We start from the raw sequence: 14,556 nt of genomic DNA, 5'->3' as shown, positions 1-14,556 counted from the left end.
TTATGGCAGGCCTGTTCAACATCCTTAAGGTCACCGTCAGCGAGGACAAGATCTGCGCGCACGTGCTGGTGAACCCCGGCATGCCGCTCATGACCTCGGAGGATATCGAGGCTACGGCGCGCGTGTATTACCTGGTGCCGGCGATTGCCAAGCACCTGTGCCTGGGTGATTCCGGTCGCGAGTTCCAGGACTGCATGGGCCAGACCGAGCTTTGCCATCTGCTTGAGCATGTGACGGTCGAGCTCATGAACGAGACCGGTCTTGCCGGTAGCATCTCGTGCGGCCGCACGCGCGTAAGCGAGCACGACGAGCGCGTCTTTGAGGTTGAGCTTTCGTGCCCCGACGACGCGCTGGCCATCGGTGCGCTGTCTTCGGCCACCTTTATGATGGACTGGGCCTATCTGCACGCCGACCAGCCTGCCCCCGACGTGGAGGGCACGGTCGCGGGCCTGCGCAACCTGGTGCTGGGCATGCGCGCCGAGGCCGAGGGCAAGGATCCTCACGAGGCCGTCGCCGCTGCGAACGGCGAAGATGCTGCCGAGGACGAGGGCGCTGACGAGGGCGATGCGCCGGTCGACGCCGAGCCCGTTCCCACCGAGCCCCAGGGCGTCCCCAACTTTGACGACGAGCCCCAGGTGGCGATTGATACCGAGGGTGCGGTTGCCGAGAACCACGAGGCCTCCGCTGCCGTCTTTGGCGGTGCGGCGACGGTTCCGGCAGGACCTGCGCATGAGGGCGGCCTGCCGCTCGTGGACGGCGCCGGCGAGGACCCGGGTGCCACGGTGGCCATGCCGGCTATGCCCCAGGAGTAGGCCTACGCGTTTATCACCATCACGTACCTGCGCCTTTGCCGTACACAGATGAGCGGAGCGACAAGTGATGCGCTGCGGGTATAATGGACAGCATTCAAACAGTGGGCACCGACGTGCCCGCAGGAGAGGAATGATCATGGGTAAGACTTTCAGCTTTGTCTCCGGCGCACTTTTTGGTGCCGCTGCCGGCGCTATTGCCGGCGTTGCTCTGGCCCCGCGTTCGGGCGCCGAGACCCGCGCCATGGCTGCCGATATCGCCAACGACGCCTGGGACAATATGCGCGACACCTACGAGCACAGCGCCGAGGAGGCCCGTGCTGCGGTGAATGACTTTGGCCCGATGGTCGACGCCAAGACCGATGACCTGCGCGCCAAGGTCGACCTGGCCCGCGAGCGCATGGACCAGCTGCGCGAGCAGCTCAACGACGCCATTTCGGGCGGCAACGTGACGCCTGCCGCCGACGTCGTGGTCGAGAACGCCGTCGAGGCTGATACCGAGGCTGCGGAGCCCTCGACCGAGGCATAATGCGCGCCGGGGATTTTGTCGGCGCCAAGATCTATCGCAAGCCTACCGAGGACAAGCGCACCAAAAAGGACGGCACGCCGCGCAGCCCTAAAAAGCTCGGAAAGATTCACTTTCCGGTCTTTACCCCGGGTGGTACGCGCGTGGTCGGCTTTATGGTCCGCCAGTCCGATATCGCGGGCATGATCGAGCGCCCCGATCGATTCGTAGCGCTCGACGCCATTGGTGTCTACGAGGGCGCCATTGCGGTCGATGACGTCAAGGACACGTACGATGCCGCCGCCGCTAAGCGCCTCGACATCAACCTGGACGATTGCATCATCTGGGTCGGTATGGACGTGCGCACGGAATCGGGCGACGTCGTGGGCTATTGCTCGGATGTGGAGTTCAAGCCACGCTCGGGCATCGTGCAGGCATTCTATGTGACCGCCGGTGCTGCTTCGAGTGTTTTGGTCGGTGACACGCAGGTGCCGCCGACGATGCTGCGCGGTTATGCGGACGGCGCAATGATCGTTTCGGACGAGGTCAAGTCGCTCGGGTATTCGGGCGGTGCGGCTGCCAAGGCCGCCGAGGCCAGCGTCGTGGTGGGCGACAAGGTCAAAAAGGGCGCCAAGGTGCTCGACGACAAGGGATCGGTTGCCGTGGACAAGGGCAGTCGCGCACTGGGCAAGCAGCTCGGCAAGACGCGCGGCATGTTCAAGGCCTTTAAGGACGAATACCAAAAGGCGAGCGGAGGCTCGTCAAAAGCTACAAAATAGCGACGTACCAAATGATGGGAGGCAAGCCGGAGACCTGTTGCTCCGGCTTGCTGTGTTTATGGGGGAGGGCACATGCGCCAAAACGGATCCAACTTAAACGAGCGTTCGGGTGCGCGTCCGACGGCGCGCCGCGACCTGGGGCAGCTGCCCAGCGGTCAGCGCAAGCGTCACCGTAAGCCCGGCGCGATGTACCTCAACCATAGCCGCGGCTTTAGCGACCGCAGTGCGCGCATCGGCAACAGCCGTACGCCCCGTCGTTCGTCTCGCCTGCCCTACGCGCTCATCGCCGTGGGTTGCGCGCTCGTGCTGTTTATCGCTGCCGTCGTGGGCTACGTCAACCGCAGTGTGGACGTGGAGCTCAACGGCCAGAAGACCGCGGTGCGTGTGGGCTCTACGCTGCAGAATCTCATCGACGACCAGGAGTTGACTGACACCTACGACGCAGGCGACCTGCTGGCCGTCGATGACAGCGTGCTCAAGCGCCATGGGGGCGAAAAGCTGTCGGTGAAGGTCGACGGCAAGCGCGTGAAGCAGGGCAAATGGGATAGCCGCGAACTCGAGGGCGGCGAGAAGGTGACGGTCAAGGATGGCCGTAACACTTACGAGAAGCACGAGGTTCAGGCTACGGTTATCGAGCCCAAGCTCAAGGTCGAGGGCACGGGCGCTATCGAGTATGTGCAGACATGGGGTGTCCAGGGCCGATCCGAGGTGTGGGTTGGTGAGCAGTCAGGCAAGACGCAAGACCGCGGCGAGGTTGTGCCCGCCACCGATTGCGTTGTTGCGTGCGCCAGCGTGGCGCCCAAGGGCAACAAAAAGTACGTGGCACTGACGTTTGACGAGGGTCCGAGCGGCGCCACCAAACAGATCTTGCAGGTGCTCAAGGAAAAGGGCGTCACCGCGACGTTCTTCCTTTCGGGCGATGCGGCCGAGGCCTCGCCTGCCACGGCCAAGGCGATTGTCGACGCCGGGTGCGAGATCGGATCCGACAGCTACAGCGACGATTCGCTCAAGGGTCAGGACCGTGAGGCGGTACGCGAACAGATCACGAAAGGCACCGATGCGATTAAGTCGGCGACCGGCGTGAAGACAATGCTGCTGCGTGCTCCCTACGCTGCCTTTGACGAGCAAAACTGGATTGATGCGATGGACCTGGTCTCCGCCGTGGTCTCGTGGAATATTGACTCGGGCGACTGGCTGCTAAACGGTGCCGACGAGCAGGTCTCGACGGTGCTCGATTCGGTGACGCCGGGCAATATCGTGCTGCTCACCGATAGAGACGAATGCGCCGAGCAGACGCTCGAGGCGCTGCCGCAGATTATCGACGGCCTCATTGCCGACGGCTACAAGATCGTGACGCTCAGCGACCTGGTCAAGACGGACACGTCGTTGAGCAAAAAGCTCACCTCGCTGACGAAGGCCACCATGCCCAAGGGCGCCGTGTTCCCCCAACTTGCCGAGGACGACGACACCACAGAGTAGTCATTGGGTAGTCATTTAAGAACGTCCCGAATGGCTATGTCACGGATGCGTCAGCGTTTGGTATGCCTGCAATGTGCAGCGCATTAATTCGATGCCGCAGGGCGATGCTGATGCTATAGTTACTGCGGTTAATGAGGGTCAAGAGAAAGGTTACAGGTGAAATCCAAACCTCGACCATACAGTCGATGACCCCATGCAGGTGCTTTTTGCGCATGCACGGGGTGTAAGCGTCGAGCGGCGTGCCGCCCGCGCATGCGTATACATATCCAGAAGCCCCCGGACGTCGCACATGCGGCCGCGTCCGGAGGAATAATGATGGGGAGCACCATTGAATTATCTGAGTGAGATGCTCAAATTGCCGGTCTTGGACGTCGATGGAGAAAAGCTCGGCGTGGTGAACGATTTTGGTATTGCTACCGGCGAAGTTTTTCCGCACGTGACGTCGCTCGCGTTCCGCGGTCCCGGCAAGACGCCGTTTATGATCAGCTGGCGCAAATGGGTCGACCGTATCGACGAGACGGGTGTACACCTTAAGACGTCGGCCACCGAAATCCGTTTTTCGTACCTGCAGCCGACCGAACTCTTGCTTGCCCGCGACGTGCTCAACAAGCAGATTGTCGACACGCAGGGCATGAAAGTCGTGCGCGTAAACGACATCAAGTTTTCCATGTCGGGCGAAAATCAGCTGCGCCTGCTGGGCGCCGAAGTGGGCGCCCGCGGTCTGCTACGCGCGATCAGCCCCGCACTCGAGCATATCGTCGAAGGCTTTATGAAGCACCTGGGCAAGCCGCTCAGTGAGGACATCATCGCTTGGTCCTACATGGACCTGCTCGATCGCTCGACCAAGAACATTCAACTCTCGGTGTCGCATAAGACGCTCGGCGAGCTGCACCCTGCCGACATCGCCGACATTATCGAGCAGCTCGACCCGCGCCTGCGTGCGCAGGTGTTTGCACAGCTCGATACTGCCCAGGCCGCCGAGGCCATCTCGGAGTTCGATGACGACGAGCTTATGACCGAGATGCTCGAGGGCCTGTCCGACACGGACGCATCGTCGATGCTGGCCATGATGGACCCGGACGACGCCGCCGACCTGATCGACGAGCTCGATTACGAGAAGGCCGAGAAGCTCCTGCGCCTGATGGGCGTCAAGGAGGAGAAGGCGATTCGTAACCTGCTGGGCTATGAGGACAACACCGCCGGCCGCATCATGACCTCGGAGTTTGTCTCGCTGCCCGCCACGGCGACGGTCGGCGATGCCATCGAGGCGATTCGCAAACTCGATGAGGACTTCGAGAGTGTCTATTACGTCTATACCGAGGATCCGAGCGGCATGCTCACCGGCGTGCTCTCGCTGCGCACGTTGATCGTGGCCGACCGCGATGCCACGCTGGGCCAGCTCGCCTATCGCGACCTGGTCTACGTGTCGCCCGACGAGGACCAGGAAGACGTGACGGACGAGATGACCAAGTACGACCTGGTTGCCATCCCTGTCTGCGACGAGAACCGTCATATCCTGGGCATCGTGACCTTCGACGACGCCATGGACGTTATCGCCGAGGAGCATCAGGAGGACCTGCAGATCGCCGGTGTCGGCTCGGGCGATAGCGCGTCGGACGACTCGACGAACGTGCTCAGCTGGTTTGTGCATCGCCAGTACTGGGTTGTCGTGTGGGGCATTGCCTCGTGCATCATGGCAACGGTGCTGGGGACGGCGCTCGGCTCCGCGCATCTGGTGGTGTTCCCCATGTGCGCCATGCCGCTCGTGCTGCTTGCTGCCTCGCGCATGGTGTCGTTCGTCAAGAACTACTTCTTGGAGTATGACGGTCACGACGACGAGCCCAAGCCGTATCTGGGGTTCTTCTTCCAGAGCACGGGCATGGGCCTGATTCTGTCACTCGTGACCTACCTGTGCGCCCAGCTGGTGCGCACCGCCGCGTTCCCCGATGCGCCCATGTTTGAGGAGCAACTCTTTACCGGGTGCTTTAATATCGCTGCCATCATTTGCCTGGTTGGCAACATGAGCGCCGTGATTTACCTGATGGTGCTGTTCTGGCGTGACGAGCATGACCTCAACACGTCGGGCACCGCCATGAACGTTATTGCCGTCATGATCTCGTGCGTAGCGTACTGCGCCGCTGCGGTGCTGCTCACCATGTCGGTCATGGGTTAGGTGGTCGCGTGCAAAATACCAAGCAAAAGTCGGGCACCAAGCAAAAGTTGACCATCGCGGCCATCTTTGGCGCTATGGGTCCCGGTCTGCTGGCGGCGCTTTCGGGCAATGACGCCGGCGGCATTGCAACGTATTCCAGCGCGGGTGCCAGCTATGGCTACAAGATGCTCTGGATGCTTCCCGTCATGACTGTGCTGCTCATCGTGACGCAGGAGACCGCGGCGCGCTGCGGCTGCGTCACGGGCAAGGGCCTGGCATCGCTCATTCGCGAGCGCTTTGGCGTGCGCAAGAGTGTACTTGCTATGGCGGCGCTGTTGATCGCCAACACGGCTGTGACCATTTCGGAGTTTGCGGGCATCGCCAGCGGCCTTGCCCTCTTTGGCGTGCCGGCGAGCATTTCGGTGCCGCTGGTGGCGCTGCTGGTGTGGATGCTTACCATGTCGGGCAGCTTCCAGCGCATCGAGAAGATTCTGCTGCTGGTGAGCTGCGTGTTCGTGACCTATATTGTCGCCGCGTTTATGGCTGGCCCCAACTGGGGTGAGGTCGCGGTCGACCTGGTCGTGCCTAACATTCAAAATGACCCCAGCTACGTGTCGCTCGTGGTCGCAACGATCGGTACCACCATCGCGCCGTGGATGATTTTCTTGGCGCAGAACAACGTGGTCGATAAGAACGCGGGCGAGGACGATATCGTGCTGCAGCGCATCGATACCGTGAGCGGCTCGCTTGCCGCCGATGTCATTGCCGGCTTTATTATCATCACGACCGGTACGGTGTTGTTCCCGGCGGGTATTCAGATTAGCGATGCTGCCGATGCCGCCCGCGCGTTGGAGCCTATTGCGGGTCAGTGGTCCACGGTACTGTTTGCCTCGGGCCTGGTCGCGGCGAGCTTCTTGGCTGCCTGTGTGCTGCCGGGCGTTACGTCGAGCGCTATCTGCGAGGCATTTGGCTGGGAGCGCGGTGCCGACCGCAGCTGGGACGAGGCTCCGGTCTATCGCGGCATCATTACGGCCATCATCGGTATCTCTGCCGTGCTGGTGCTTATGCCCGGCGTCGATCTGTTCCAGATTATGATGACCTCGCAGGTCATCAATGGCGTGCTACTGCCCGTGGTTCTGGTGTTCCAGGTGGTTATTGCCGCTGACCGTCACATTATGGGTGCCAACCGCAACGGCCGCGTGTGGAATGTGCTCACTTGGGCGACTATCGGTGTGATTACGGTGCTCACGGTCGTCATGTTTGTTCTGCAGGCGATGGGCTACAGCGCTTAACGCCCACTTTTGCTTCCGAACAGGCCGCAGCGATGGGCTGCGGCCTGTTTTTTGTCTGCTATAGGGTGTTAGTTATATAGCAATGGACAAAAAATGCCAAATATGAGTACTGTTGCTAAGTGAATAGCATTTACATCCTAAAAGATAATGAACATAGCCTTTAGTATGTTCATTAAAATTGGCTCCAATACGCCTTAAACCAGTCAGGTTGGCTGCTTTAGGGGGTTGTAGGGGTCGCTCGGACGTCATTTTGGGTGGTTTTGCCTGCTACTAAAATGGTAACAGTACTCATATTTGCCCTTTTTTGCCCACAGACCTTTGAGGGTGCGGCGAAAAGGGCTTGTTTTGATTGTTTGGGGCAGGCACGAGGCGCGGAAACGATGTCTGGAGCGACGGAGCGGCCTGGAATTCATCCGTAGAGGTCTTCATTGGCTGCGCCAGGAGTGTCCCTAACTGCCGGAGGGGGTGTCTGCCGTGGCAGACACCCCCTCCGGATGTGGGAAGTTTGCGCTGCAGGTTACTTGTCGGTGCCCAGCTTGTGCGGCTTGAGAGCGAGCGCATTGACGAGTGCGTCGGTGGCAGACTTGACGGCTGCCGGCTGCGGATCGTTGACGTGATCCTCGGGGTGTACGGGCAGGTCCTTCTTGACGGCATCGTGGATCAAGTTGAGGTACTCAGTCACGCCAGTGGTCGATAGGTGCGTGCCATCGCCATCGAACAGGTCGTTGCGGTTGGCACTGTATCCGTACCAATCGATAACGCGCACGTTCTTGTAGCGCGTAGCGGCGTTGGCGATGGCCTGGTTGGTAGAGCCAACCCACGGCTGCGGGCTGCGCGTGTTCACAAACACCACAATACGCTTATCTCCTGCATCGGCCATGATGGCGTCGATCTGGTCGTCGGTTACCAAGCCGTTGGTGCCCAGGGCAAAGACCACGATCTTGCCGGCAAGGTTCTGCTGGATATAGCCCTCAAATGTCGCGCGCCCCGCATCAAACTGGCGGCCCTTTTCGGCATCGATATGGCTGTGCGGGAACACGCCGTCAAAGGTGTCTACGGCACGCAGCGACACGGAGTCGCCGATCATAAGCAGATCGTAGGAGCCATCGGGGAAGCCGTCGTTGTCCTTGTCGGTGTCGTCGGCCGCCTGCTGGTCGGTGGGCGCGGTGTTCTTGGCTTCCTTGTTCAGAACTTCGGCGCCCTCGCCGCTCAGCGCAGACGTCTCGGGCACAAAGATCAGGCCGCCCAGTGCAACGACCAACACGACAGCGCAGGCTGCGCAGACAGGGATGTGTGTGCGTGCCCAGTTGGCGGGCGTGGTGGTGCCATCGCGGAATTCGGCGACGGTGCGCCCAAAGGCGCCCTTCCTAAACGGAGTCTCGATAAAGCGATAGCAGCACTCTGCCACGGCGACCACCAACAACACCTGCAAAATGTACTGCCACCACGGCGTATCGTTGATGTTGGCGACCGGGTTCATGAGGAGCAGCAGCGGATAGTGCCACAGGTAGATGCTGTAGGAGCGCTTGCCAACCCACACGAGTGGCTCGGCGGATAGCGCGCGGGCAACCATTCCCTGGGGCTGCACGCAGGCCGCGATGACCATGAGCGTGAGGATCGAGCACAGCAGCGTGCCTCCGCGATACTGGAAGGCGGTGTAGCCGTTGGTGAGCGCGACCATGGCGGCAAGGCCAACCAGACCCACGACGCCCAACACATCGATGGATGCGGGCGAGGACCAAAAACGCACGAGGGCGCTCGGCTGTGCCGGGGCGGTCTCGGCTGCTTCGTCGGCCTTCTCGCCAAGCTTGCCCTCGGCGTTCTTGCCGTGCTTGGCGGCGCCAGCTAGGCGATTGAGCCCCAAACGACGAGCGAGACGCACCGGCGCCAGGTCGCGATCGGGGATAAAGGCCATCCAGGCACCCAGCAGCAGCGAGAACACACGGGTGTCGGTGCCGTAGTACACGCGGCTGGGGTCGGCGGCAGGGTTATAGGGCACCATCATGGCGATGGCGGAGACAGCAGCTAGGCCCAGAACCACGCGGCGCGTGTTGGGCTTGCTCACATGCATGGATACCATGGCAAACAGCAGTGGCGGCCAAATCAGGTAGAACTGTTCCTCGATGGCAAGCGACCAAAAGTGCGTGAGTGGCGAGGGGTCGCCCAGAGCATTGAAGTACGAGACGTTTTGGGCAATCTGCCACCAGTTGTTGAAGAACAGCAGCGACGGCAGGATGTCGGGGCGCATCTTGGTGAGCATCACGTGGTTAAAGATGGTGCACAGCGCGCAGGTCACCACCACGACGGTCACCACGGCGGGGACCAGGCGACGGATGCGGCGAATCCAGAAGCTCTTGAGGTCGATGCGTCCGGTCTTAGCGACTTCGTTGAGCAGCAGGCGCGTGATCAGATAGCCCGAAAGCACAAAGAAAATCGTGACACCGAGCAGACCGCCCTGCGCCCACGTGAGGTTGAGGTGATAGAGCACCACCGCGACGACGGCAAGCGTGCGCAGGCCGTCAAGGGCAGGGATGTAGCGGGACTTGGGGCGAGCAGGCGTCTGCTCCGCGGCGGGAGTGTTGGCGCGGCCCGCGTTGTTGGCAGAAGCGCGATGGGGGCTCGCGGTGCGTCGCGGCTCGTTGGCACGGCGTTCGCTCTTCACGCGTTCGTGCGGCGCCGGCTCGTTGCCCGTGCGGCGTCGACCGCGCGAGCCCGATTGCGAGAATTGTTCCATAAAACATCATCCAATGACGAGAATAATCAGCACGCCTTCATTGTAGCTGCCTGCTCCTGTGAATGCTTGCTGCTGGCGCAAGCTCAAGCGCGCGTCCACATCAAAGTGAACTAAAGTTATAGGGGGTGCGAGAGTGCACGATCGACGACTGGCGGTGGGTATAAGGCCCGCAGATGAGGAGGTTTCCATGGCAGATCGCGGCATCGTTGCGGTGTTCGGCAGCATGAACATGGACCTTTCGGTGGCGTGCGAGCGCATGCCGCGCGCGGGCGAGACCGTCGGCGGTAGCGGTTTTATCACCAACGCCGGCGGCAAGGGCGCTAACCAGGCCGTCGCCGCCGCGCGCATGGGTGCGCGCACGTGCATGATCGGCGTGGTTGGGCGCGATACGTTTGGCGATGCGCTGGTGGCGGGACTTCAGGATGCCGGCGTGGGCGTTGAGTTTGTGGCGCGTCGCGATGACGTGGAGACCGGTACCGCGACCATCATTCGCTGCGAGAGCGATAACCGCATCGTGCTGTCACCGGGTGCCAACCATGCGCTTGCGGGCGCGGACGTTGCCTGCGCGTTGAGGCGTCTGGTGGCCCATGAGCTCGACGGCGACGCCAGCGAGATTGCCCCGGCTGCCGGAAGCGTCTTTATCGCCCAGGGTGAATGTGACCTTGTAGCGACGGCCGAGGCGCTTGTTTGCGCTCACGAGCTCGGGTTCTATACAGTCTTTAATCCGGCGCCTGCCTGCGATGTGCCTGCGGAGGCCTGGTCCGCGGTCGACCTGGTCTGCCCCAACGAGACCGAGTGCCAGGTGCTGACGGGCATTCTGCCCACGGATGATGCGAGTTGCGTCGCCGCGCTCAATGCGCTGCTCGACAAGGGCGCCGGAGCTGCGGTCATCACGTTGGGCGGCGCCGGGTCGGTTACGCTCGGCGATGACGGCGAGCTGCTGCGCATGCCGGCACTTTCGAGTACGGTAGTCGATACCACGGCCGCCGGCGATACGTTTATCGGCGCGTTGGCGGCGGCTCGCCTAGAGGGCTTGCCGCTCTTTGAGTGCATGGCTGCGGGTGCTCGCGCCTCGGCAGTGACGGTGTCGCGCCTGGGCGCTCAGCAATCGATTCCCACGCGCGCCGAAGTTGAACATTGGTTTGGTTAAACGATAAAGACGGAGAAGCGGAGTAGAACAATGGCAATCAAGAAGCTGATCCTTGATCTGGATATGGGTGTGGACGATGCGATGGCGCTGGCCTATGCCATCGCGAGCCCCGAGGTGGAGCTCGTGGGCATCACCACGTGCTTTGGCAACGTGCGCGTCGAGCAATCGGCGCACAACTGCCTGGCGGTGCTCGATCTGCTGGGTCGCCCCGAGGTTCCGGTGTACCTGGGTGCCGACCGTCCTCTGCAAGCGACTGAGCCCTATACGCCGCCGGCGTCCACCACGCTCATCCACGGCAAGAACGGCATTGGCGGGGCGAGCGTGCCCGCGTCGCCGTATGAACCGGTGGGGGCGACGTCGGCCGACGGTAACGCGGCGGTCGATTATCTGATTGATGCCGCGCGCACCTATGGCCCCGATCTGATCTACGTGGCGACCGGTCCGCTCTCCAACCTGGCACTTGCCTTGGAGCGCGATGCGGCGGCGATGATGTCTATCGGTCGCGTCGTGGTGATGGGCGGCGCCCTTACCGTGCCCGGAAACGTGAGCGCGGGTGCCGAGGCCAACATGGCAAGCGATCCCGAGGCGGCCGATGCCGTGCTGCGTTCGGGCCGCAAACTCACCATGGTGGGCTTGGACGTGACGCATCGCGTGGTGCTCACGCGTCGCGACATTGCCGGCTGGACGGGCTCGGGCACCATGGCCGGTTGCACGTTTGCGAGCATGGTGGAGCACTACATTGGCTCGTACGAGATGAACGCCCCCTACCTGGGTGGCTGCGCGCTGCACGATCCGCTTGCCGTCGCTGTGGCGATTGACCCCACGTTCGTGGGTGCGCTCGGCTGCAATCTGCGTGTTGATCTGCTAGGCGAGTATCGCGGCCGCACCATTTGCGACGAGCGCCGCCTATCCGATCCGGACAAGAGCGCGCTTGTGGCGCTGACCGTGGATGCCCCGCGCTTCCTGTCCGAGTTCAAGACACGCATGGCCCTCGTCCTGGGCTGATCCGCAAGATTGAGACGGCCCCCCAATCGTTTCAACGCTTCCAAAACCGTTCACGGACGATATGCTACCGTTGGTCGGCTGTGGACGGTGCTCCCCGCGAAGATATGGGCTATCATTCTTTGCTGCGCGGATTGTTACTTCTAGGGAGGCATGCCCGCGCCTCGATACAACGGATTGTTACTGGTAAGGCATGACCGCGATAGCTCGGCTATTTGCAGTCATGCCTTTTCTTTTTGATAATTCCGAAAGGAGGTTCAATAATGCTTGCGATTAAAAAGCTCAACAACAATGCCGTTCTTTGCCGCGACGGGCAGGGGCGCGACGTGATCGCCATGGGCAGGGGCGTCGGGTTTGGGGGAGAATTTCCCCGCGAGCTGCCGCTCTCTAAGATTGAGCATACGTTTTATGACATCGACCCCAAAGGGCGGGACGTCATGCGCGACCTTCCTTCTGAGATCGTGATGTTCACGGCCAAGGTGATGGACATCGTCGCCAACGAGCTGCCCTATGATCTGTCGACCAAGGCGACATTGTTCATGGCCGATCACCTGTCATTTGCGGTGGAGCGCGCGCAAAAGGGTTTTCGTATTGCGATGCCTCTCGCCTATGAAGTGCGCGAGACATATCCTAAGGAATACAAAGCGGCGCAGTTTATCGTTATGAGGCTCGAAAAGGAGCTTGGTGAACGACTTCCCAAAGAAGAGATTGCCAGCATTGCCATGAATCTCGTCAATGCGCGGGTTGTTCAGGCCATCGAGACCGCGAGCAAACCCACCAAGCAGTTTGACGATATGCTAGAAGATGTCACTGAGATCGTCGAGAGTGATTTTCGCATCATCGTTGACCGCGATTCCTACGATTTCACTCGCTATGCCACGCATCTGCGGTACCTGTTCAAGCGCATTCAAGCCGGCGAGTCGCTGAACAGCGCCAACATGCAGATGTACAAGAACTTTCGTGAGGAGTTTCCGCAGTTGGCAGAGTGCGTGAAGCATATCGGTTCCTATTGTCGTGAAACGTGGGACGCCACGCTCTCCGAGGAGGAGGAACTCTATCTGATGATCCATCTCAACCGGATCATCTCCAAAAAAGGATTGTAACCCGTAGCCATTCGGGGCATGACCTTTGCCGATTCGAACAGTAAGCCAAGATTGTGCAAAGGAGCCAATGATGGCAAATTACAAAAAGGTGGCAGAACAGATTCTCTCCACTGTGGGCGGGGCGGAAAACGTGGCTTCGGTTACGCATTGCATGACGCGCCTGCGCTTCAACCTCAAGGATGAAAGCCTCTCGAATGATGAGAAGCTTGAGGACATCTCGTCTATCATCAACGTCGTGCACGCCGGAGGGCAGGTGCAGCTGGTGATCGGGCCCACGGTCGACAAGGTCTACGACGAGGTTTGTAAGCAGGGCGGATTCGAGGTCACGGTATCGATTGACGAGGAACTCGATGGCCCTCAGCTTAGCTGGAAGGAGCGCTTGGCACCCAAGCACCTCTTCAATCAGCTGCTCGATGCCGTGAGCGGCGCTATCACCCCGATCCTTCCGATCTTTTGTGTCGCCGGTATCTTCAAGATGCTCGTCATTCTGTTTGGGCCCGAAGGCGCCGGTTTTATGTCCGAAACGAGCGACCTGTATCGGATCCTTTCCCTGGTGGGCGATGCGGCGTACTATTACTTCCCGGTATTTGCTGCCTACAGTTCGGCTAAGAAGTTCAAAACGAGCCCTGTGCTGGCACTGCTCATCGCCGTTGTGATGATTTACCCCGACATGCTCGCTATTGTTGAGGACGGAAAGCCTTTCAGCGTCTTCGGCATCCCCATGCAGCTCGTCAACTACACCCAGGCTGTTCTTCCGGTCATCTTGATCACCTGGGCCCAGTCCTATGTTGAGCGCTTCTTTAAGAAGATCTCGCCTGATATGTTGCGCGTTCTGATCGTACCCGTGGGTACGGTGCTCGTGATGTTGCCGGTCGCGCTGTGCCTCTGCGGCCCTGCCGTCCAATTTGTCATGGGCCTTGTGGCCGATTTCATCATTTGGCTCGCCTCTGTTGCCGGTCCCGCTGCGACCGCGGTTATCGGCGCATTCTGGAATCTGATCATCGCCACCGGCATGCACGTGCCGATCTATACCGCCATATTGCCCGCCGCGCTCCAGAACGGTTACGACGCCATCTTATACCCCGGCGCCGCGGTTGTAGCCTACACCACGCTTGCCATCGCGCTCGCCTATGGCCTGCGCGCTAAGGACAAGGAGAATCGAGCCACGGGCTGGAACTTGTTCATCACCTATGCCTTCGGTCGCGTGAGTGAGCCCATCATCTACGGCATCCTGTTTCGCGACAAGAAAGCTCTTGCCTGGAACATGATTGGTGGTGCTGTCGGTGGTCTGCTGGTAAGCCTTCTTCATGCCAACGTCTATATCTTCACTGGCGTTGGTTTCCCATGGATGAACGTGCTCATGTTTGCTCAGGATATCATCCCCGGCACCATCGGGTGTCTTGCTGGCGGTGCCGTGACGTTTGCGTTGGCGATGGTTTTTGGATTTGAAGGACAGGAGAAGATGCCGTTGAAGTCCAAGAGCGGCGATTCTGAGGCCGTTGAATCCGTCGAGGCATAAGAGGCTACTGCACAAATATGCTCCCCAGCCGT

The 14,556-nt window shown here is 60.6% G+C and carries 11 protein-coding genes; 10 read left to right on the top strand and 1 reads right to left on the bottom strand.

The features are described 5' to 3' along the window. Nucleotides 1-2 precede the first annotated feature (2 nt). The 6 genes from LK493_RS06450 to LK493_RS06425 all read left to right on the top strand — a co-directional run bounded on the left by LK493_RS06450 (nt 3) and on the right by LK493_RS06425 (nt 7,016). The gene (locus LK493_RS06450) at nt 3-812 is read left to right on the top strand and encodes a cyanophycin synthetase family protein (RefSeq protein ID WP_227790498.1); all 810 of its coding nucleotides are present in this window, start codon (nt 3-5) and stop codon (nt 810-812) included. 136 nt (nt 813-948) lie between these two features. Continuing rightward, complete coding sequence (locus LK493_RS06445; protein WP_161160630.1) at nt 949-1,338, top strand: YtxH domain-containing protein; 390 nt, start codon at nt 949-951, stop codon at nt 1,336-1,338. Further along, nucleotides 1,338-2,093, top strand: a complete 756-nt coding sequence (locus LK493_RS06440) for a PRC-barrel domain-containing protein (protein WP_006235736.1) — start codon at nt 1,338-1,340, stop codon at nt 2,091-2,093. Before LK493_RS06445 ends, LK493_RS06440 begins: the two co-directional genes overlap by 1 nt. 72 nt (nt 2,094-2,165) lie before the next feature. Then, complete coding sequence (locus tag LK493_RS06435) at nt 2,166-3,572, top strand: polysaccharide deacetylase family protein (RefSeq protein ID WP_227790497.1); 1,407 nt, start codon at nt 2,166-2,168, stop codon at nt 3,570-3,572. Between the two features lie 346 nt (nt 3,573-3,918). Further along, a complete protein-coding gene (locus LK493_RS06430; RefSeq protein WP_425458738.1) occupies nt 3,919-5,745 on the top strand; it encodes a magnesium transporter in 1,827 nt (608 codons plus the stop codon). 74 nt (nt 5,746-5,819) lie between these two features. Next, nucleotides 5,820-7,016, top strand: coding sequence for an Nramp family divalent metal transporter (locus LK493_RS06425; protein ID WP_006235731.1), 1,197 nt, complete (start codon nt 5,820-5,822; stop codon nt 7,014-7,016). Between the two features lie 517 nt (nt 7,017-7,533). Here LK493_RS06425 and LK493_RS06420 read toward each other — a convergent pair. After that, nucleotides 7,534-9,750 (bottom strand): acyltransferase family protein, encoded by a 2,217-nt coding sequence (locus LK493_RS06420; RefSeq protein WP_227790496.1) that lies wholly within the window; start codon nt 9,748-9,750, stop codon nt 7,534-7,536. 187 nt (nt 9,751-9,937) lie between these two features. Here LK493_RS06420 and LK493_RS06415 point away from each other — a divergent pair, with 187 nt between their 5' ends. The 4 genes from LK493_RS06415 (at nt 9,938) to LK493_RS06400 (ending at nt 14,524) form a co-directional block, all read left to right on the top strand. Beyond that, nucleotides 9,938-10,900 (top strand): ribokinase, encoded by a 963-nt coding sequence (locus tag LK493_RS06415; RefSeq protein WP_227790495.1) that lies wholly within the window; start codon nt 9,938-9,940, stop codon nt 10,898-10,900. 30 nt (nt 10,901-10,930) lie between these two features. After that, nucleotides 10,931-11,905 carry a nucleoside hydrolase gene (locus LK493_RS06410; RefSeq protein WP_227790494.1) on the top strand — a complete coding sequence of 325 codons (975 nt, stop codon included), beginning with the start codon at nt 10,931-10,933 and terminating at the stop codon, nt 11,903-11,905. 260 nt (nt 11,906-12,165) lie between these two features. After that, nucleotides 12,166-13,005: a PRD domain-containing protein gene (locus LK493_RS06405; RefSeq protein WP_227790493.1), complete on the top strand. Its 840-nt coding sequence runs from the start codon at nt 12,166-12,168 to the stop codon at nt 13,003-13,005. A gap of 70 nt (nt 13,006-13,075) precedes the next feature. After that, nucleotides 13,076-14,524, top strand: a complete 1,449-nt coding sequence (locus LK493_RS06400) for a PTS transporter subunit EIIC (RefSeq protein WP_227790492.1) — start codon at nt 13,076-13,078, stop codon at nt 14,522-14,524. The last annotated feature ends 32 nt before the right edge of the window (nt 14,525-14,556 follow it).

This window comes from Collinsella aerofaciens (assembly GCF_020709435.1).
GTDB classification, from domain to species: Bacteria; Actinomycetota; Coriobacteriia; order Coriobacteriales; family Coriobacteriaceae; genus Collinsella; species Collinsella aerofaciens_AU.
This window is presented reverse-complemented; position numbering and strand designations above follow the sequence as displayed.

Coding starts and splice junctions, on each gene's coding strand:
- LK493_RS06415 (WP_227790495.1), top strand. CDS start 9,938: ATGGCAGATCGCGGCATCGTTGCGGTGTTCGGCAGCATGAACATGGAC.
- LK493_RS06440 (WP_006235736.1), top strand. CDS start 1,338: ATGCGCGCCGGGGATTTTGTCGGCGCCAAGATCTATCGCAAGCCTACC.
- LK493_RS06430 (WP_425458738.1), top strand. CDS start 3,919: ATGCTCAAATTGCCGGTCTTGGACGTCGATGGAGAAAAGCTCGGCGTG.
- LK493_RS06400 (WP_227790492.1), top strand. CDS start 13,076: ATGGCAAATTACAAAAAGGTGGCAGAACAGATTCTCTCCACTGTGGGC.
- LK493_RS06435 (WP_227790497.1), top strand. CDS start 2,166: ATGCGCCAAAACGGATCCAACTTAAACGAGCGTTCGGGTGCGCGTCCG.
- LK493_RS06405 (WP_227790493.1), top strand. CDS start 12,166: ATGCTTGCGATTAAAAAGCTCAACAACAATGCCGTTCTTTGCCGCGAC.
- LK493_RS06420 (WP_227790496.1), bottom strand. CDS start 9,750: ATGGAACAATTCTCGCAATCGGGCTCGCGCGGTCGACGCCGCACGGGC.
- LK493_RS06445 (WP_161160630.1), top strand. CDS start 949: ATGGGTAAGACTTTCAGCTTTGTCTCCGGCGCACTTTTTGGTGCCGCT.
- LK493_RS06425 (WP_006235731.1), top strand. CDS start 5,820: ATGGGTCCCGGTCTGCTGGCGGCGCTTTCGGGCAATGACGCCGGCGGC.
- LK493_RS06450 (WP_227790498.1), top strand. CDS start 3: ATGGCAGGCCTGTTCAACATCCTTAAGGTCACCGTCAGCGAGGACAAG.
- LK493_RS06410 (WP_227790494.1), top strand. CDS start 10,931: ATGGCAATCAAGAAGCTGATCCTTGATCTGGATATGGGTGTGGACGAT.